Annotated in this window: 17 protein-coding genes; 7 read left to right on the top strand and 10 right to left on the bottom strand. The window is 67.1% G+C overall.

All coding sequences use genetic code 11. From position 1 onward, the window contains the following. Positions 1–24 precede the first annotated feature (24 nt). The 5 genes from ACWIEX_RS17120 (at position 25) to pgm (ending at position 5,546) form a co-directional block, all read left to right on the top strand. Positions 25–1,365, top strand: a complete 1,341-nt coding sequence (locus ACWIEX_RS17120; RefSeq protein WP_454034193.1) for a dihydroorotase — start codon at positions 25–27, stop codon at positions 1,363–1,365. A gap of 135 nt (positions 1,366–1,500) precedes the next feature. Beyond that, positions 1,501–1,923 (top strand): YciI family protein, encoded by a 423-nt coding sequence (locus tag ACWIEX_RS17115; RefSeq protein ID WP_454034192.1) that lies wholly within the window; start codon positions 1,501–1,503, stop codon positions 1,921–1,923. A 75-nt stretch (positions 1,924–1,998) separates the two neighbouring features. Beyond that, a complete protein-coding gene (locus ACWIEX_RS17110; RefSeq protein WP_061969768.1) occupies positions 1,999–2,424 on the top strand; it encodes a YciI family protein in 426 nt (141 codons plus the stop codon). A 62-nt stretch (positions 2,425–2,486) separates the two neighbouring features. Then, positions 2,487–3,755 carry an RNA polymerase sigma factor gene (locus ACWIEX_RS17105; RefSeq protein WP_454034191.1) on the top strand — a complete coding sequence of 423 codons (1,269 nt, stop codon included), beginning with the start codon at positions 2,487–2,489 and terminating at the stop codon, positions 3,753–3,755. Between the two features lie 132 nt (positions 3,756–3,887). Then, the gene (pgm, locus tag ACWIEX_RS17100) at positions 3,888–5,546 is read left to right on the top strand and encodes a phosphoglucomutase (alpha-D-glucose-1,6-bisphosphate-dependent) (protein WP_454034190.1); all 1,659 of its coding nucleotides are present in this window, start codon (positions 3,888–3,890) and stop codon (positions 5,544–5,546) included. Between the two features lie 44 nt (positions 5,547–5,590). Here pgm and ACWIEX_RS17095 read toward each other — a convergent pair whose 3' ends face one another. The 4 genes from ACWIEX_RS17095 to ACWIEX_RS17080 form a co-directional block, all read right to left on the bottom strand. Further along, positions 5,591–6,979, bottom strand: coding sequence for an amidase (locus ACWIEX_RS17095; protein WP_454034189.1), 1,389 nt, complete (start codon positions 6,977–6,979; stop codon positions 5,591–5,593). A 55-nt stretch (positions 6,980–7,034) separates the two neighbouring features. Continuing rightward, positions 7,035–8,474, bottom strand: a complete 1,440-nt coding sequence (locus ACWIEX_RS17090) for an aldehyde dehydrogenase family protein (protein ID WP_454034188.1) — start codon at positions 8,472–8,474, stop codon at positions 7,035–7,037. Positions 8,475–8,499: 25 nt separating this feature from the next. Further along, entirely contained in the window at positions 8,500–9,159 is a 660-nt protein-coding gene (locus tag ACWIEX_RS17085; RefSeq protein WP_454034187.1) for a GntR family transcriptional regulator, read from the bottom strand. A 100-nt stretch (positions 9,160–9,259) separates the two neighbouring features. Beyond that, positions 9,260–10,729, bottom strand: a complete 1,470-nt coding sequence (locus ACWIEX_RS17080) for an aromatic amino acid lyase (protein ID WP_454034186.1) — start codon at positions 10,727–10,729, stop codon at positions 9,260–9,262. A 206-nt stretch (positions 10,730–10,935) separates the two neighbouring features. On the opposite strand from ACWIEX_RS17080, the gene ACWIEX_RS17075 reads away from it, so the two are divergent. Then, on the top strand, positions 10,936–11,655 hold the full coding sequence (locus tag ACWIEX_RS17075; RefSeq protein WP_454034185.1) for a GntR family transcriptional regulator: 720 nt from the start codon (positions 10,936–10,938) through the stop codon (positions 11,653–11,655). Between the two features lie 3 nt (positions 11,656–11,658). Here ACWIEX_RS17075 and ACWIEX_RS17070 read toward each other — a convergent pair whose 3' ends face one another. From ACWIEX_RS17070 to ACWIEX_RS17045, 6 genes are read right to left on the bottom strand one after another with little or no spacing between them, the layout of a single operon-like run. Beyond that, complete coding sequence (locus ACWIEX_RS17070; RefSeq protein WP_454034184.1) at positions 11,659–12,438, bottom strand: enoyl-CoA hydratase-related protein; 780 nt, start codon at positions 12,436–12,438, stop codon at positions 11,659–11,661. Further along, on the bottom strand, positions 12,439–13,218 hold the full coding sequence (locus tag ACWIEX_RS17065) for an enoyl-CoA hydratase/isomerase family protein (RefSeq protein WP_454034183.1): 780 nt from the start codon (positions 13,216–13,218) through the stop codon (positions 12,439–12,441). 35 nt (positions 13,219–13,253) lie between these two features. Continuing rightward, positions 13,254–14,129 (bottom strand): amidohydrolase family protein, encoded by an 876-nt coding sequence (locus ACWIEX_RS17060; protein WP_454034182.1) that lies wholly within the window; start codon positions 14,127–14,129, stop codon positions 13,254–13,256. Beyond that, positions 14,122–14,736, bottom strand: a complete 615-nt coding sequence (locus tag ACWIEX_RS17055; protein WP_454034181.1) for a carboxymuconolactone decarboxylase family protein — start codon at positions 14,734–14,736, stop codon at positions 14,122–14,124. Before ACWIEX_RS17055 ends, ACWIEX_RS17060 begins: the two co-directional genes overlap by 8 nt. Before the next feature lie 11 nt (positions 14,737–14,747). After that, on the bottom strand, positions 14,748–15,953 hold the full coding sequence (locus ACWIEX_RS17050; RefSeq protein ID WP_454034180.1) for a CaiB/BaiF CoA transferase family protein: 1,206 nt from the start codon (positions 15,951–15,953) through the stop codon (positions 14,748–14,750). Beyond that, positions 15,946–16,572: a glutathione S-transferase family protein gene (locus ACWIEX_RS17045; RefSeq protein ID WP_454034179.1), complete on the bottom strand. Its 627-nt coding sequence runs from the start codon at positions 16,570–16,572 to the stop codon at positions 15,946–15,948. Before ACWIEX_RS17045 ends, ACWIEX_RS17050 begins: the two co-directional genes overlap by 8 nt. A 269-nt stretch (positions 16,573–16,841) precedes the next feature. On the opposite strand from ACWIEX_RS17045, the gene ACWIEX_RS17040 reads away from it, so the two are divergent. Continuing rightward, positions 16,842–17,855: an amino acid ABC transporter substrate-binding protein gene (locus ACWIEX_RS17040; RefSeq protein WP_454034178.1), complete on the top strand. Its 1,014-nt coding sequence runs from the start codon at positions 16,842–16,844 to the stop codon at positions 17,853–17,855. Positions 17,856–18,071 lie beyond the last annotated feature (216 nt).

Here is an 18,071-nt window from a genome sequence, read left to right as displayed (position 1 = left end):
TGCTCAACCTTTCGGAGACCTGTCATGCCCCAGACCTACGATGTGATCCTCAAGGGCGGCACGGTGGTGAACCAGGACGGTCGCGTCGCGCGCGATGTCGGCGTCATCGGCGGCAAGATCATGGCGCTGGGCGACCTCTCGCAGGCTTCGGCGGGCGAGGTCGTCGATTGCACCGGCTTGCACATCCTGCCGGGCGTGATCGACAGCCAGGTGCATTTCCGCGAGCCGGGGCTCGACCACAAGGAAGACCTGGAGAGCGGCTCGCGCTCGGCGGCGCTTGGCGGCGTGACCTGCGTCTTCGAGATGCCGAACACCATTCCGCAGACGACGACGCCGGAGGCGCTGGCCGACAAGATCAGGCGCGGGCGCCATCGGATGCATTGCGATTTCGCCTTCTGGGTCGGCGGCACCCATGAGAATGCCAACGACGTGCCGGAGCTGGAGCGGCTGCCGGGCGCGGCCGGGATCAAGGTGTTCATGGGCTCCTCCACGGGCGACCTGCTGGTCGAGGATGACAGGGGCGTTGCCGAGATCCTGAAGCGCACGCGCCGGCGCGCCGCCTTCCATTCCGAGGACGAGATGATGCTGCGCGAGCGCATGCCGCTACGCGTCGAGGGCGATCCGTCGAGCCACCCGGTCTGGCGTTCGCCCGAGGTGGCGCTGACCTGCACGAAGCGGCTGGTGCGGATCGCGCGCGAGACCGGCGCGCGCGTCCACATCCTGCATATTTCGACGGCTGAGGAGATGGTCTTCCTGAAAGACCACAAGAATGTCGCGACCGTCGAGGTGCTGCCGAACCACCTGACGCTGGTGGCGCCGGATTGCTACGAGCGGCTCGGCACCTATGCCCAGATGAACCCGCCGATCCGCGACGACAGCCATCGCCAGCGCATCTGGTGGGGTGTGGAACAGGGGATCGTCGATGTGCTCGGCTCGGACCATGCGCCCCATACCCATGAGGAGAAGCACCATCCCTATCCGGCGAGCCATTCCGGCATGCCGGGCGTGCAGACGCTGGTGCCGATCATGCTCGACCATGTGAATGCCGGCAGGCTGACGCTGGAGCGCTTCGTCGATCTCAGCAGCGCCGGGCCGCAGCGCATCTTCGGGCTGGAAGGCAAGGGCCGGATCGCGGTCGGCTACGATGCCGATTTCACCATCGTCGACCTCAAGCGCCGCGAGACGATCACCAAGGAGTGGAGCGCCTCGAAATGCGGCTGGACGCCCTATGACGGCGTCACCGTCACCGGCTGGCCAGTCGGCACCTTCGTGCGCGGCCTCAAGGTGATGTGGGAGGGCGAGCTGACGACCCCGTCGCAGGGCGAGCCGGCGCGCTTCCTGGAGGCCCTGCCGCGCGGCGCCTGAGGCTGCGCGAAAAAATATTTGAAAAAGATTCACGGCCCGTGTCGATTCGGGCCGTGTCCGTTCGACGTGCCAGCAGAGAACGGGTTCCGGCGGCGTGCCGGAACGCCCGGGTTCTCCCAACCAAGGAGACGATCGATGCGTGTGATGGTTCTGGTCAAGGCGGACAAGGACAGCGAAGCCGGCATCATGCCGAGCGGGGACATCCTCACCAAGATGGGGGCCTATAACGAAGAGCTGGTGAAGGCCGGGATCATGCTGGCCGGCGATGGCCTGCATCCGAGTTCGAAAGGGATCCGCATGCGCTTCTCGGGCAGCGAGCGGGTGATCACGGACGGGCCCTTCGCCGAGGCCAAGGAGCTGCTCTGCGGCTTCTGGATCTGGCAGGTGAAGTCCTTCGACGAGGCGGTCGAGTGGCTCAAGCGCGCGCCTTTCGACGGCGGCACCGAGATCGAGCTGCGCCGCATCTTCGAGATGGAGGATTTCGGCGAGGCCCTGACGCCTAAATTGCGCGCGCAGGAAGAGCGCATCCAGGCCGGCGCGGCGAAGCTCGCCGGCTGAGCGATCAACTCTCGAAACCAATCCCCCGGAAGGCGCCCGGCCAGGCTCCGGCGCTTCCGCTCAAGGAGAAAACCGATGCGCTTCATGGTGATGGTCAAGGCAACCAAGGACAGCGAAGCCGGCGCGCCGCCGACCCGCGAACTGCTCGAGGCGATGATGGCCTATAACGAGGAGCTGGTGAAAGCCGGCATCATGAAGGGCGGCGACGGCCTGCAGCCCAGCTCGAAGGGCGTGCGCGTGCAGTTCGACGGCGCCAAGCGCTCCGTCGTCGACGGCCCCTTCGCCGAGACCAAGGAACTCGTCGCCGGCTACTGGCTCTGGGAATGCGCCTCGCTCGACGAGGCGATCGCCTGGGTCAAGCGCTGCCCCAATCCGATGCCCGGTCCGTCCGAGATCGAGATCCGGCCGTTCTTCGAGCTGGCCGATTTCGGCGAGATCGTCACGCCGGAGGCCGCAGCAGCCTGGGATCGGCTCAAGGCCGAGGCCGGCGGCCAGGGCTGAACCATCGGCGTCTCGTCCGAGCCGCTTGCCAGCGTGTGTGCTGATGGTGTGTATCGCTTCCCATGTCGGGCAGCGATGCACACCGCACCATCGAGACGGTCTGGCGCATGGAGGCGCCCCGGCTGATCGCCGGGCTCGCGCGCCTGACGCGCGATGTCGGCCGGGCCGAGGAACTGGCGCAGGACGCGCTGGTGGCGGCGCTGAAGCAGTGGCCCGAAGAGGGCGTGCCGCGCAATCCGGCCGCCTGGCTGATGCAGGTCGCGAAGCATCGCGCGGCGGATGCCGCCCGCCATGAGATCATGGCCCGGCGCAAGCAGGACGAGATCGGCCGCGACATCGACAGCGAAGGGCCGGCGATGCCCGATCTCGACGAGGCGCTCGACGACGAGGTCGGTGACGACCTGCTCCGATTGATCTTCACGGCTTGCCATCCTGTCCTGCCCAAGGAGGCGCGGATCGCGCTGACCTTGCGCCTGCTCGGAGGCCTGACCACCGACGAGATCGCGCGCGCCTTCCTCGTGCCGGAGCCGACGATGGCGCAGCGCATCGTCAGGGCGAAGAAGACGCTGAGCGAGGCCGGGGTGCCCTATGAGGTTCCGGCCGGTGCCGAGCTCGGCGAGCGTCTCGCCTCGGTGCTGGAGGTGGTCTATCTCATCTTCAACGAGGGCTATGCCGCGACCGCTGGTGAGGACTGGGTCAGGCCGGGATTGTGCGAGGAAGCGCTGCGGCTCGGGCGCATCCTGGCGGCGCGAGCGTCTGACGAGCCCGAGGTCCACGGCCTCGTCGCCCTGATGGAATTGCAGGCCTCGCGGTTCCGGGCCCGCGTCGGCCCCGATGGCGAGCCGATCCTGCTGCTCGACCAGAACCGCTCTCGCTGGGATCGCCTGCTGATCGGGCGCGGGCTTGCGGCGCTGGAACGGGCGCAGCAGCTCGCTGGCGCGGCGCCGGGAGCCTATCTGCTGCAGGCAGCGCTGGCGGCCTGCCATGCGCGCGCCCGCACGGCCGAGGAGACCGACTGGAAGCGGATCGTCGCGCTCTACACGGTCCTGGGGCAGGTGACGCCGTCGCCGGTCGTGGAACTCAACCGCGCCGTGGCGGTCAGCATGGCGGACGGGCCGGCGGCCGGGCTCGCGCTGGTCGAGGCGCTGGCCGACGAGCCGGCGCTCAAGCGCTACCACCTGCTGCCGGGCGTGCGCGGCGATCTGCTCGCCAAGCTCGGGCGCCACCGGGAGGCGGCGGAAGCTTTCGAGCATGCGGTTGCGCTGACGCAGAACGCCAGGGAGCGGGTGCTGATGGAGGAACGGGCTGCGAAGGAGCGTGCTGCCGGTTGATGACGTCCGCCTTGCGGCCGGACTCGCCTCGCGGTCCTGGTGCCGCGAACCTGTCGCATTCCGTTGCAACTCTGTTCATGCCGGCGTCTATAAGGGGTGTCGGATCCTGCCTTGCCTAGAACGAGAGCCTACATGAGCGATACCGTGAGTCCCCTGGCCGGCAAGCGGCTCGAGCCCGGCCAACTCGTCGACGTGGCGGCCCTCACCAAAGCCTATTACGATGAGCCCGACCCCTCGCAGCGTTCGCAGCAGGTCGCGTTCGGCACATCCGGCCATCGCGGCTCGGCCCTTCTGCGCTCGTTCAACGAGGCGCATATCCTCGCGATCGCGCAAGCGCTCTGCCTCTATCGCCGCGAGCAGGGGATCGACGGGCCGCTCTTCCTCGGCATCGACACGCATGCGCTCTCGCGCAATGCCTTCGAGACGGTGCTGGAGGTCTTCGCGGCCAATGGCGTCGCCACGATCATCGACGAGAAGCTCGGCTTCACGCCGACCCCGGTGATCTCGCATGCCATCATCGCGCATAATCGCGGCCGGACCGCCGGGCTCGCCGATGGCGTCGTGATTTCGCCCTCGCATAACCCGCCGGCCGATGGCGGCCTGAAATACAACCCGCCCCATGGCGGGCCGGCCGATACCGACGCCACCGGCTGGATCGAGAAGCGGGCCAACGCCTTCCTCGCCGACAAGCTCGCAGGGGTCCTGCGCATGCCCTATGAGAAGGCGCTGAAGAGCGAGCATGTCCACCGGCACGACTACATCACCGGCTATGTGTCCGACCTCGCCAGCGTCGTCGACATGGAGGCGATCCGGCAAGCCGGCGTCGTGATCGGCATCGATCCGCTCGGCGGAGCCGGGCTCGATTACTACCAGCCGATCATCGATCGCTACGGCCTGAACGCGACGATCGTCAGCCAGGAGGTCGACCCGGCCTTCGGCTTCATGACCGCCGACTGGGACGGCAAGATCCGGATGGACTGCTCCTCGCCTTATGCGATGGCGAGCCTGATCGGCATGCGCGACCGCTTCGACGTCGCCTTCGCCAACGACACCGATGCCGACCGGCACGGCATCGTTACGCGCAGTAGCGGGCTGATGAACCCGAACCATTATCTCGCGGCGGCGAGCGCCTATCTCTTCGCCAACCGGCCGGGCTGGCGCGCGGACGCGGCGATCGGCAAGACGGCGGTGTCGAGCGCGATCATCGACCGCGTCGCGAAGAAACTCGGGCGGCGGCTCGTCGAGGTGCCCGTCGGCTTCAAGTGGTTCGTCGAGGGGCTGATCTCGGGCGCCTTCGGCTTTGCCGGCGAAGAGAGCGCCGGTGCCTCCTTCCTGCGCATGGACGGCACGGCCTGGACCACCGACAAGGACGGGATCATCCTGGGCCTGCTCGCAGCCGAGATCACCGCCAAGACCGGCAGCGACCCCGGCGTGCTCTATGGCAAGCTGACGGCCGAGCTCGGCGAACCGCGCTATGTACGAGTCGATGCGCCGGCGAGCGCGAGCCAGAAGGCGGTTCTCAAGAACCTGTCGGCCGAGCAGATCGCGACGAAGGAGCTCGCAGGCCAGCCGATCACGGCGATCCTGAGCAACGCTCCTGGCAACGGCGCAGCGATCGGCGGTGTCAAGGTCACGGCGGCGGATGGCTGGTTCGCGGCGCGCCCGTCGGGCACCGAGGAGGTCTACAAGATCTACGCCGAGAGCTTCCGGGATGAGGCACATCTCGCCGCGATCCAGGAGGATGCGCGGCGGATCGTCGGGCAGGCCTTCGCAGCGGCCGGGGCCGCCTGAGGCGGGCCTACCCGGTTCGTCGCGGCTGCGTAGCGGGCGATGCGTTACGGCAGCGTCGGCCAGGGCCTTGCCGGCGCGCGCATCTCCTCGAAGGCATGGGCAAGACGCATGACGCCGATATCGTCGAAGGACTGGCCGATGATCTGGAGGCCGATCGGCAGGCCGCCGCCGGAATAGCCGCAATTGATCGACACCGCCGGCTGGCCGCCCATATTGGCCGAGACCGTGAAGGCGATATGCTCGAAGGGCCGCTGCGGGTCGTTCAGCGGCGAAGCCCATTCCGCCGGATAGGACGGTTCCGGCGCTGTCGGCGAGATGATGAAATCAACGTCCTCGAGCGCGCCGTGGAGAGCGTAGCGCATCGCGTCGATCTGGGCGAAGCCGGTATAGACATCGCCGCCCGAGAAGTCCCTGGCGGTCACGATCCAGTTGAAGATATAGGGCAGGATTTTTGCCTGCTGCTCCGGCGGGAGGCGCGAGACGTCCTCATAGCCGCGCGCGCGCCAGAAGCGGTCGAGCCCGTCGATCATGGTGCGGGTCAGGAACGGGGCGATCGGCACGATGGTCGCGCCGGCATCGGCGAATAGCGCGGCAGCACCTTGCACGGCCGCGAGCGTCTCGTCGCCGACGCTCTGGCCGAAGCCCGCCTCCAGCCACAGGCCGATCTTCAGGCCCTTCACCGGGCCAGCGAGGTTGAGCCAGTCGATCTCCTGATAGGGCAGGGCCATCGTGTCGCGACGGTCCGGCCTGGTCAGCACCGACATGTAGAGCGCGGTATCGGCCACCGTGCGCGTCATCGGCCCGGCGGCGCGCCCGATGAAGGGCGGGTCGATCGGCAGGCGTCCGGCGGACGGCTTCAGGCCGACGAGGCCGCACCAGCCGGCGGGCAGGCGGATCGAGCCGCCGATATCCGTGCCGATATGCAAAGGGCCGTAGCCGGCGGCAGCGGCCACGCCGGCACCAGCACTGGACCCACCGGGATTGGTCGAGAGGTCCCAGGGATTGCGCGCCAGCTTGTGGAAGCTCGACAGGCCGGATGACAGCATGCCGTAATCGGGCATCGTCGTCTTGGCGAGGATGACGCCGCCCGCTTCCCGCGTGCGAGCCGCAGGGGGCGCATCGGCCGCCGCCGGCACGAGCGTCGTGGCCGCGGTGCCGAGCGGCACCGGCGTCCCCTTCGTCGCGATGTTCTCCTTGATCGTGACGGGCACGCCGTCGATCGCGCCGAGCGGTTCGCCCTTCATCCAGCGCGCCTCGGACTGCCGTGCGCTCGCGCGTGCCGCCTCCGGATCATAGGCCCAGAGCGCATTGAGCTGCGGCTCCCACGCATCGATGCGGGCGATGACGGCGTCGATCACCTCGACAGGCGAAAGCCTGCGGGCGCGATAGGCTTCGACGAGAGCGACGGCGGTCAGGTCGGCAAGTTCGGTCATACGGCGGCTCTCGTCATATCCAGTTCTCCGCGAGGTGGAGCCCCGCGGGACTACCCTAGCCGTGAAAGATCGAGATCGTCTTCATGCTGGCGAAACCGTAGAGGGCCTCGAAACCCTTCTCGCGACCATGGCCGGATTTCTTGACGCCGCCGAAGGGCAGTTCGACACCGCCGCCGGCGCCGTAATTGTTGATGAAGACCTGCCCGGCCTGCGCGGCGCGCGCCATGCGCAGCTGCCTGCCGCCATCGCCGGTCCAGATGCCGCAGACCAGCCCGTAGGGCGTGCCGTTGGCGAGCGCGAGCGCCTCTTCCTCGCTGTCGAAGGGCATGATGACCTGCACGGGGCCGAAGATCTCCTCCTGCGCCAGCCGGTGATCGGGCGGGACATCGCGCAGCAGGGTCGGCGCGACATAGGCGCCGTCCGCCGGTGCGTCCGGAACGATGGTCCCTTGTGCCGCGACCGTCAGGCCGTCCTTCCGGGCGACGCCGAGGAAATCCTCGATGATCGCCTTCTGGCGCTGCGATACGACCGGGCCGACCGAGAGATCGGCCTCGGCCGGACCGACCTTGAGAGCCCGGTACTTTTCGCTCATGCGGGCGATGACATCTTCGTAGATCGAGCGCTCGACCAGAATGCGCGACGAGGCCGAGCAGGTCTGGCCGGCATTCTGGATGCCGGCATTGACGAGGAAGGGCACGGCGCGATCGAGATCGGCATCGGCGAAGACGACCTGGGCCGATTTGCCGCCGAGTTCGAGCGTCACCGGCACGGCATTCTTCGCCGCGGCCGTCTGCACCATCTCGCCCGTGCGGGCCGAGCCGGTGAAGGAGATGTGGTTGATGTCCGTGTGCGCGGAGAGCGCCGCGCCGGCCTCCGTGCCGAAGCCGGTGACGATGTTCAGCGCGCCGGCCGGCAGGCCTTCCTCCTGCGCGATCCGCGCGAATTCGAGGATGGTCAGGCAGGCTTCCTCGGCCGGCTTGACGACGGCGGCATTGCCCATGGCCAGAGCGGCGCCGAGGCTGCGGCCGAGGATCTGCATGGGATAGTTCCACGGGATGATGTGCCCGGTGACGCCATGCGGCTCGTAGAGCGTCAGGACGGTGAAGCCGTTCTGATAGGGAATGGTGTCGCCATGCACCTTGTCGGCGGAGGCGCCGTAGAACTCGAGATAGCGTGCCAGCGCGACGACGTCGGCCCGCGCCTGCGTCAATGGCTTGCCGACATCGCGCGCCTCGATCTCGGTCAGGAGCTCGATATTGCGGAGCACGCCGGCCCCGATCCGGCTGAGGATGCGCCCGCGCTCGGTCGCGGTCAGGCGGCCCCATTCGCCGGACAGCGCCTGCCGGGCGGCAACGACCGCCAGATCGACATCCTCGCGCCTGCCGCGCGCCAGCTTCGCTAGGACCTCGCCGGTCGAGGGGTTGCGGACGTCGATATGCTCGCCGTCCACGGCGTCGCGCCATTCGTTCGCGATGAAATTGCGGTAGGTCTTCACGTCAGGCCTCGATATGGGGTTGTCGTCAGGCAAGCTGCGCCTTGAGGCGGACAGCCGTTGCGTGGATGTGGGCTCGCGCAACGCGCTCGGCCTCGTCAGGTTTGCGCGTCGTGATCGCGTCGAGAATTTCGCTGTGCTCGGCCACAGCAGCGCCCGCCCGCTCGCTCGACAGCGCGAAGGCCGGCGCGAACACCTGGGACGTCAGGTGCAGAAGCGGCACGAGGGTGAGCAGCGACGTGTTTCTGGCCGCGCTGATGATCGCCAGGTGAAAATCGACATTGGATTGGGAATAGGCGCTCGGATTCCAGTCCGCGATCTGCTGCTTCTGGAGATCGACCAGCCTGACGAGCTGCTCGATCTCGGCCGGTGTCGCGCGCTCGGCGGCATGGCGGGCCGCGACGCCGTCCATCGCCTCACGCACGGCATAGGCGTCCAGCAGCTTGGGCAGATCGGCGGTCGCGACCCTGACGCCGCTGCCCGGCTTGTTCACGACCAGCCCGTCACGCTCCAGAACGCGAAACGCCTCGCGCAGCGGCGTCCGGCTGATCCCGAATTCGGTGGCGATTCGCTCCTGCCGGAGCGTCGCACCGGGCGCGTAGACCCCGGCATAGATTCGCTCCCGCAGTGCCTGCGCCACTTCATCGAGAAGGCGCGACTGGCTGCGCCATTCGAGCACTTGGTCCATCGGTTTCTCCAAGATCGGGAGAATGGTATCCAGGATACAAGAGCTGTCAACACGCTCCGGCGCGGTGCGGCTTAGTGGAAGCCCGAAAAGGAAGCAGGCCCTAGCGGGCCGTCGCCATGCCGGCTTCGATGAGGCGATCGATCTCGGCTTCGTTCGCGGTGAGGTGATCGAGGAAGGTCCCGGCATGGGGCACGCGCTGTCCCGCGCCGGCATAGGGGACGCCCTCGCGAACGAAGGCGAACAATCGGCCGGTGACAGTGCCGAGCGGACGGGCCTTCCGCATCTCGACGGCCTGGGCCGCCACCATCAATTCCATCCCGAAGATCGAGCGGCAGAGCGTTGCCATCTCCGCCGTCCGGCGCGCCGCGAGACCCGCCATGCTCGCTCGATCGAGATTGCCGTTCGAATGGCTCGAACTCGCGAGCTCGCTGACGACAGGGGCGCCGAGAAGCCGCGCCTCCGAGGTGATGGATTTGTGAAACTGCGCGAGGCCGTTGAAACCCGGCAGGCCGACGCCATCCTCCTCGATCAGGCCGACGCTCAAGCCCGACCAGAATGAATCCGCCTGCTTGGCCAGCCGCTCCGTCGAGCTGGTCACGACCGGCACCATGGCGAGCCGGGCGATGTCGAGCGCCATCGCGAGCGCCACCATGTCGAAATTGGCGACGGAGACCAGCTGGCGCTGCTCGATTGCGACGATGGGGTTGTTCTGACTCGCGCCGAGCTCGATCGCGAGTTGCCTTCCGGCGAAGGCGAGGCTGTCGGCGGCCGTTCCATGGATCAGCGGCAGCGAACGGAAGCTCAGCGGATCCTGGAGATGGCGCGGCCCGCCGGCTCGCATCAGATAGCTGCCATCGAGATATGCCCGGATCGCGCGGCCGTGGCGCAGCACGCCGTCGAAGGGACGCGAGTTCAGCGCGGCTTCCGAGACGATCGACGGATTGGCCGCAAAACCCTCCATGCTGAACGCACCGGCCAGCGTGGCGAGATCGAGCATGCGCTCGAGATCGTGGAAGGCGAGGGCCGCGGTGCCAATCGACAGCGCGCTGGAATTCAGCAGGGCGAGCGCCTCGCCGGCTGCGAATTCATGATCCTTGTAGAGTTCCAGCGCGAGGTCGGCGATGGGCGACATGTCGCTTTGGCCCATCGAGCCCCAGAGATGGACATCGATCCGCCTATCCGTGTTCAGGGCCTCGACCAGCCTTTCGGCCATCATCGGCCTGACGCCGAGATAGCCGCTCGCCATGCTGTTGAGCAGCACGACCATCATGGCCCGCACGGTCTCGTGCGAGGCGAGGGGCCCGTGCCCCATATTATGGGTCAGGAGCAGGCGGCGATTGAATTCGGGAATCTTGTCTGGAGCCAGCATCGTGCCGGTCTTGGCCCCGACGCTGCTGGTGACGCCGTAGATCTTCTCGCCCTTGCGGACGACCTCGTCGATGACCTCGCGAGCGCGGCCGATGCGTTCGACCGCCTCGCGTGTGAGGGCCACCCGCGCCCCGGACCGGGCGACCTGAACGATTCCTGCCGGGATCAGGCCTTGGCCGGAGATGTCGACGACGTTCTGCATGGTGATCCGTCCCAGCGGCGTGGCGGCAATCTGCGATCGGCGTGCGCAGGCGGCGCAGGGGCGATCGACGAAAAGGACAATAATCTAGTTCATTGGATTAATGATGCGCCTTCCGCTCGTCAACCGCCGGTTGTTGCGATACCCTGCTGATCGTCGCAAGTCTGATCGGGAGCCGCATGATCGTCCGCAGCGTTTCTTCGAAGCCGTTGGATTTCAAACGGTCCGGCATTTCCCGCTATCACCAGCTCGCGACGCTGTTCCGGCGCCGGATCGAGGCCGGGCAATGGCAGGTCGGGGCGCAGATCCCGACCGTCGACGAGCTCGCCACCGAATGCGGTGTGGCGCGGGCGACGATCCGTCAGGCGCTGGACCTGCTCGAAGACGACCAGCTGATCGAACGCTACCGCGCGCGCGGCACATTCGTGCGCAAGCGACCGGCGGAGAATTTGTGGTGCGCGGTCGGGACGGACTGGTCGGGCCTGCTGCGCCCGAGCTATGACGCGACGATCGAGATCCTCCATGACGAGCCCGACAGGGTCCTCCATGCCTTCGAAGAGCAGATCGGGACGCTTGCCCCCACCTATCGCCACGTCCGGCGCCGTCATTGGCGGCACGGGCAACCCTTTCTTCTGGCCGATCTCCATATCGACGAAAGACTCCGCGATCGCATCGCCCCGCGCGATCTGGAATCGAAGACGGCCCTGCGCCTGATCTCCGAAGTCGAGGGCGTCGAGATCGCGGATGCACGCCAGACCCTGACCATCGGCACGGCGGATATCGAGACCAGCGAGACACTCGGGATTTCCCTGGATTCCCCGGTCGCCTTCGTGCACCGGCAGGCCCTGGACCAGGATGGCGTGCTCGTGCTCGATGCAAAGGGTATCTATCGCGGGGATGTCGTCAAATTCGACGTCAAGCTGCGATAGGCTTCAGCTTCCCTTGAACCGGGGCGGACGCTTTTCCAGAAAGGCACGCATTCCTTCCTTCTGGTCCTGCGTGTCGAACAACTGGACGAAGGCCTTGCGCTCCAGCGCCAGCGCCGTTTCCAGGGACACGTCCTGTCCGAGCTGAACGACCTCCTTGATCGCCTGGACGGCGAGCGGCGGCATCGCGGCCACGGTCCTGGCGATGGCCAGGGCTCGGTCGAGAGCATTGCCGTCAGGCACGATCTCCGAGAGCAGGCCCGCCTGGAAGGCCTCGGTCGCGGTCAGCGGCTCGCCTGTCAGGACGAGCTTCATGGTGCGGTACTTGCCGATGGCCCGCAGCAGGCGCTGCGTGCCGCCGGCGCCGGGCATGATGCCGACGCGGATTTCCGGCTGGCCGAAGCGGGCGCCTTCGCCGGCGACGATCATGTCGCAGCACAGTGCCGTCTCGCAGCCGCCGCCCAGCGCGTAGCCTTCGACGGCGGCGATCAGGATCTTCGGGCAGCGGCGCAGCACCGTGAACATCCGGTCGGTCGCGAGCGCCTGATGCCGGGCCGGGTTCATCGGCTCCATCTCGGCGATATCGGTGCCGGCGATGAAATAGCCGCCCGCACCGGTCAGGACGATGACGCGGACGCTGGCATCGGCTTCAAGTTGCAGCACCGCGTCGGCGATGCGCCCCTTGATATCGAGGTTCAGCGCATTGCGGCGCTCCGGCCGGTTCAGCGTGATGACCGCGACGCCATCGGACGGATGGTGCACGGCGACGGCTTCAGCGGAGTCCATCTAGCGGTCCCCGAAGACCGGCTTGCGCTTTTCGGCAAAGGCGCGCTGCGCCTCCTTGGTATCCTCCGACGAGGCCAGAGCCACGGTCTGCGACTGCTCGAAGCGGTAACCGTCGCGCAGTTCGAGGCCCTCGGTGACATTGAACGACCGCTTGGCCGCCTGGACGGCGGAAGGGCTTTTCGATGCGATCTCGCGCGCGATCTCCTGGGCCAGTCCGAGCAGGCGGTCGACGGGTACGCAGTTCGAGGCGACGCCCATGCGGTAGAGCTCCGAACCGCGCACCCGGCGCGCCGTATAGATCAGCATGCGGGCATCGGATTCCCGGAAGAACCGCCTGACATGGCTGACGCCGCCGGCCAGCCCGACATCGACTTCGGTCATCGCGAAGAAAGCCTCCTCCGCCACAAGAATGATGTCGCAACAAAGCGCGAGCACGCAGCCGGCGCCGATCGCCGCGCCATTGACTGCGGCTATGACGGGCTTGGAGCACTCCATCACGGTATCGAAGGACGCCCGCACGAGGCGATTGTGGCGGGGATAGGCGCCCGGCTCCTCCGCCAACCCGGGCCGCTCCTTCAGGTCTGCGCCGGCCGAGAAGGTTTTCCCGGCGCCGGTCAGCACGATCGCGCGGACATCGGCGCGGTCGCTGAGGCTGTCGAAGACGGCGACGATCTCCTCCCGGAACTGGCGGTTCTGTGCGTTCACCGGAGGGCGGTCGATCGTCACCGTCGCGACGAAATCGCTGACGCTGACGGTCAGGGTTTCGGGGGTGTTGGTCATCTCAAACTCCGTATCAAGCCAGCCTCAGGCCGGCATCAGAACCCGTAGAGCTTGCGGGGATTGTCGACGAGGATCTGCTGGCGAAGCCCGACATCCGGAACCCATTCGGCGAACAGGTCGAGCAGATGCCCGACATCGGGAGCGCGCTCGGCCAGGCGAAGATGCGGCCAGTCCGAGCCCCAGATCATCCGCTCGGGATTGGCCTGGATCAGCGCATCATGGAACGGTCGCGTATCGGCATAATCCGGAAAATCCTGAGAGCAGCGGCACAGGACGAGCTTGATCCAGAGCCAGCCTTCCCGAAGCGCGTCGAGGATCGTCCTGAACGACGGATCGCCCGGCCCGCGCGCGATCTGCAGGCCCGCCATATGGTCCAGCACGATCGGGAGGCCACTGGCCCGGTAGAGCGGCAGGTTCGCGACATGCCGATCGATCCCGGCCCAGATTTCCGCGTGCCAGCCCCTCGCGCGCATGCCGGGAGCCATGGCGGCTAGAGCCTCGGTGCCGACCGAGCCCGGGAAGGGTCCGGTTCCGCCGGGCACCGTCATGTCGTTGAAACGCAAGCCCCGGATGCCCGCAGCGTGCCAGGCATCGAGATCGGGCTGCGGCACCCGCTCGCTCGCGGCGGCGATGCCGCGCAGGCTCCTTTTGTCGCGTGCCAAGGCGTCGAGGATCGGCGCGGGGTCTTCGCCATAGGCGCCGGGCTGGACGAGCACGCCATGGGACAGGCCGACGCGCTCCAGCATGTCGCGATGCGCTGCCGCCGGAGCCAGCGGCGGCGCGTAATGCATCCGGTGCGAGACAGGGAAGCGCTCATAGGGCCCGAAGACATGCGCGTGGCAGTCGCAGGCTCCGGCCGGCAGCGTCCAGCCGGGGGCGCGATGCGATCTCGGTGCGACCGTTTCAGTCACGGCTGATGTCCTCGGCCACCCGCAGGGAGGCGGGCAGGCGCGTCGGCCCGTCCTGCAAGCTGGGCAGGGGCGGCGCTGCTCCATCCGGCAGCGGGATTCCATGCGCGTTCAGCGTCATCGACACCATCGTGTAGTACCCGATCACGCCGGTGAGCTCGACCGCGCCGCGCGCTCCCCAACGCGCGACGATCGCGGCATGCACGTCGTCGGTAACGGTGCCGGTCTGCACGAGCAGGCGGGCATATTCATAGACCTCCCGCTCCTCGTCCGCGACGAAGACCGGCGCCTGGCCCAGCCGGATGGCCTCGATGCTGGCGGCGTCCAAGCCGGCCACCTTCGCCGCTTCGGCATGGATGTAGAATTCGAGCTGGCTGTTCCAGTGCCGGCCGGCGACGATGATGGCGAGCTCGTTGAGCTTCGGCGGCAGCAGCGTGGAATAGCGCAGGAACTCGCCGAGACGGGACCAGCGCGTGGCGAGCTCCGGGCTGTGGATGACGGCTCGCAGCGGTCCGACCAGCCGCCCGCGCGGCCCGGAGACGACCTCGTCATAGACCTTGCGCTGCTCGGGCGTCAGCTCATCGACGGCCGGGAGGTGGAGGCGATCCATTCTGTCTTCCATCAAGCTTGCTCGGCCAGGCCGATGTCGCGGAGGATTTCGTCGGTATGCTCGCCGAGCAGGGGCGGGGGACGGTCGAACGCGAGCGGTTCGTTCTCGAAATTCAGCGGGCTGACGACCTGCGGAACCGTGCCGGCGAGGGGATGAGGCAGGTGGCGCAGCATGCCGCGATGCCTGACCTGCGGGTCGTCGAACACCTCAGGGACCGTGTTGATCGGCGCGCAAGGAACGCCGGCGGCATCGAGCGCGGCGATGAGCGCGTCGCGTTCGAAGCGGCCGAAAGCCACGCGCAGCAACGGATCGAGCAGGCCATGATTGGTCACGCGCGCCGGATTGGTCATGAAGCGCGGATCGCGCGCCCATTGCGGCTCGCCCAGAGCCTCGCAGAGTTTTGCGAACTGTCCGTCATTGCCGACGGCCAGCACGATGAAGCCATCGGCGCAGGGAAAGACGTCCTGGGGCTGGATGTTCGGATGGCGGTTGCCGCCGCGCACCGGGGCGCGCCCGGAGACCAGCCAGTTCATCGCCTGGTTGGCGAGGAAGCCGGTCTGAACATCCAGCATGGCGAGGTCGATATTATCGCCCTTGCCGGTCTCGTTGCGTCTGACAAGCGCCGCAAGCACGCCGACGGCCGTATACATGCCGGTCATGAGGTCGACGATGGGAACGCCGACCTTCTGCGGCCCGGCGCCCGGCATGCCCTCGCGCTCGCCGGTGACGCTCATCAGGCCGCCCATGGCCTGGATCGCGAAATCATAGGCCGCCGCCGACTTGCGAGGGCCGCTTTGCCCGAAGCCGGTCACCGAGGCGAAGATCAGGCGCGGATTGATCGCCTTGAGCGCCTCGTAGTCGAGGCCATAGCGCTTGAGCGTCCCGACCTTGTAGTTCTCGACGACGATATCGCTCGTGGCGGCCAGCCGGCGGACGACATCCTGCCCCTTCGCGCTGGTGATATCGACGGTGATCGAGCGCTTGCCGCGATTGACCGAGAGGTAGTAGCCGGCCTCGCTGGTCGGGTTGCCGGCCTCGTCCTTGAGATAGGGCGGCCCCCAGGCCCGGGTATCGTCGCCGGCGCCGGGGCGTTCGACCTTGATGACGTCGGCGCCGAGATCGGCGAGAATCTGGGTCGCCCAAGGACCGGCCATGATGCGGCTGAGATCGAGGACCCGGACATGGCTGAGGGGGCCTTGGCGCTGGATATCAGCCATCGTCCTTGACCTCGGTGGCGATCGCGGAGGGGCGCTGACGGAATTCGTCATGCCATTGCGCGAGCCTGGGATGGCCCGCCCGCCAGTCGAGATCGGCGAAGCGAAAATCGAGATAGGATAGGCAGCAGCCGAGCGCGATTCCCGATAACGCAAGCGGCCCCGGCGCGATCGGGCCGGCTTCGCTCTCGAAGCGCGCGAGGGAGGCCGACGCCTTGGTGGCGAAACTCGACAGCCACTCCGCCGTCTGCTTCTCGGTGGGCTTGTTGCGCTCGTTGCGCCATAGGATCAGCAGGTCGAGAAACCCGGTGGCGAGCGCGTGGCGGCTGAGCTCGCTCCAGCGCTCCGGCCCCGTGGCGGGGATGAGCGCGCCGCCGCCGGCCAGCGAATCGAGATATTCGCAGATCAGGCCGGAATCGATCAGCACCGTGCCGTCGGCCAGAACCAGCGTCGGGATCTTGCTCAGCGGATTGTCGGGCAGCAGGTCCGGGTTCGGCTTCGTCATCTGGACGACCGTGCGCCGCAGCGTCAAACGATCGACGAGGCCGAGCTCATGCGCGGCCACCATCACCTTCCGCACGAAAGGCGATCGCGGCGACCAGTGAAGTGTCATATCGCCCATGGCATGTTCCCCGTTTCGACAGGCGTCGGCTTATTAAGTCAGCTTTATGACCCATAGCGATCAGATGCCTGCCTGTCGAGCGTAGCCGCGGCGCGAACCCGATCAGTCGCTTGCGGCGCGGCTGATCGGGAAAATATCGCCCTGCTGGGCAAAGCTCCCTGCCTGCTGGGCGGAGCTTCCGCAAAAGCCGCCCCTGCGCCCAGTTGACGGCGGCATTTGTCGACAATAGGCTAGTCTTATGACCTTTAAAGAATAATCGGGAGGGAACGATGAAAACATTCCAGGTGGTTTTCGGGGCAGTGGCGGTTCTGGTATCGGCTGCGGCGGCACAGGCGGGCACGCTGGAAAAGGTCAAGGAGCGCGGCGAGCTGATCTGCGGGACGAGCCCGGGCGTTCCCGGCTTCTCGCTGCCGAATGCACAGGGGCAGTGGGGCGGGCTTGATGTCGATCTCTGCCGCGCCGTCGCCGCGACGGTCCTGGGCGATGCCGGGAAGGTCAAATACATCTCGCTCAACCCGAAGGATCGCTTCGCGGTCGTGCAATCGGGCGAGGTCGACGTGCTCTCGCGCCAGACCACCTGGTCGTTGTCGCGCGACACGACGCTCGGCCTGTCCTTCTCGGCGATCACCTATTTCGACGGGCAGGCGCTGATGGTCAAAAAGTCGCTCGGAATCAAATCCGCGAAGGATCTCGGCGGTGCGACCGTCTGCGTCCAGGGCGGCACGACGACCGAACTGAACATCGCCGACTTCTTCCAGAAGAACGGCCTGAAATACGAGCCGGTGAGCTTCGCCTCGGGCGATGAGGCGATCAAGGCGTTCGAGACCGGCCGCTGCGACGTCTTCACCACCGATGCGTCGGCGCTCTACGCCTATCGCCTGAAGGTCGCCAATGGTCAGGACTTCGTGATCCTGCCCGAACTGATCTCGAAGGAGCCGCTCGGGCCGGCGGTTCGTCGCGGCGACGAACCTTGGGCGAACATCGTCCGCTGGACGCATTACGCGATGGTCAATGCCGAGGAATTGGGCCTGACCTCGGCCAATGTCGACGAGCAATTGAAATCGGCCAATCCGGAGATCAAGCGCTTCCTCGGCGTCGACGGCAATCTCGGCGAGGGGCTCGGGCTGACCAAGGATTGGGCCTACCGGATCGTCAAGCAGGTCGGCAATTACGGCGAGAGCTATGAGAAATATCTCGGGCCGTCATCGCCGCTGGGCATTCCGCGGGGCGCCAACAATCTCTGGTCGAAGGGCGGCCTGCAATACGCTCCGCCCGTTCGCTGACGAAGATGATCCCCGGCGACTTCCGGCGGAATCGATAAAGGAACAGCGTCTCGCGGCGATGCCACGCGGTCGCCGCCGGGCTACGTCAGGATCAAGGGCGCTATGTCGCGGAGACAGGCGCCAATGCGCTTCAGGATGCCTATGATCGCGGGCAGTCGGGTCCTGCCGCTGAAACGCGGCGGTGCCCGCACGAGGCCGAGGCGCTCCCTGCTGATC

The sequence above is a fragment of the Allobosea sp. NPDC055353 genome, from assembly GCF_053644975.1.
The sequence above is the reverse complement of the archived record's forward strand: the minus strand, read 5'-3'. Positions and strand labels throughout refer to the sequence as shown.

What these genes read in the sequence shown, in the direction of transcription:
- ACWIEX_RS17120 (WP_454034193.1), top strand. Translation starts at nt 25, where the DNA reads ATGCCCCAGACCTACGATGTGATCCTCAAGGGCGGCACGGTGGTGAAC.
- ACWIEX_RS17115 (WP_454034192.1), top strand. Translation starts at nt 1,501, where the DNA reads ATGCGTGTGATGGTTCTGGTCAAGGCGGACAAGGACAGCGAAGCCGGC.
- ACWIEX_RS17110 (WP_061969768.1), top strand. Translation starts at nt 1,999, where the DNA reads ATGCGCTTCATGGTGATGGTCAAGGCAACCAAGGACAGCGAAGCCGGC.
- ACWIEX_RS17105 (WP_454034191.1), top strand. Translation starts at nt 2,487, where the DNA reads ATGTCGGGCAGCGATGCACACCGCACCATCGAGACGGTCTGGCGCATG.
- pgm (WP_454034190.1), top strand. Translation starts at nt 3,888, where the DNA reads ATGAGCGATACCGTGAGTCCCCTGGCCGGCAAGCGGCTCGAGCCCGGC.
- ACWIEX_RS17095 (WP_454034189.1), bottom strand. Translation starts at nt 6,979, where the DNA reads ATGACCGAACTTGCCGACCTGACCGCCGTCGCTCTCGTCGAAGCCTAT.
- ACWIEX_RS17085 (WP_454034187.1), bottom strand. Translation starts at nt 9,159, where the DNA reads ATGGACCAAGTGCTCGAATGGCGCAGCCAGTCGCGCCTTCTCGATGAA.
- ACWIEX_RS17080 (WP_454034186.1), bottom strand. Translation starts at nt 10,729, where the DNA reads ATGCAGAACGTCGTCGACATCTCCGGCCAAGGCCTGATCCCGGCAGGA.
- ACWIEX_RS17070 (WP_454034184.1), bottom strand. Translation starts at nt 12,438, where the DNA reads ATGGACTCCGCTGAAGCCGTCGCCGTGCACCATCCGTCCGATGGCGTC.
- ACWIEX_RS17065 (WP_454034183.1), bottom strand. Translation starts at nt 13,218, where the DNA reads ATGACCAACACCCCCGAAACCCTGACCGTCAGCGTCAGCGATTTCGTC.
- ACWIEX_RS17055 (WP_454034181.1), bottom strand. Translation starts at nt 14,736, where the DNA reads ATGGATCGCCTCCACCTCCCGGCCGTCGATGAGCTGACGCCCGAGCAG.
- ACWIEX_RS17050 (WP_454034180.1), bottom strand. Translation starts at nt 15,953, where the DNA reads ATGGCTGATATCCAGCGCCAAGGCCCCCTCAGCCATGTCCGGGTCCTC.
- ACWIEX_RS17045 (WP_454034179.1), bottom strand. Translation starts at nt 16,572, where the DNA reads ATGGGCGATATGACACTTCACTGGTCGCCGCGATCGCCTTTCGTGCGG.
- ACWIEX_RS17040 (WP_454034178.1), top strand. Translation starts at nt 16,842, where the DNA reads ATGAAAACATTCCAGGTGGTTTTCGGGGCAGTGGCGGTTCTGGTATCG.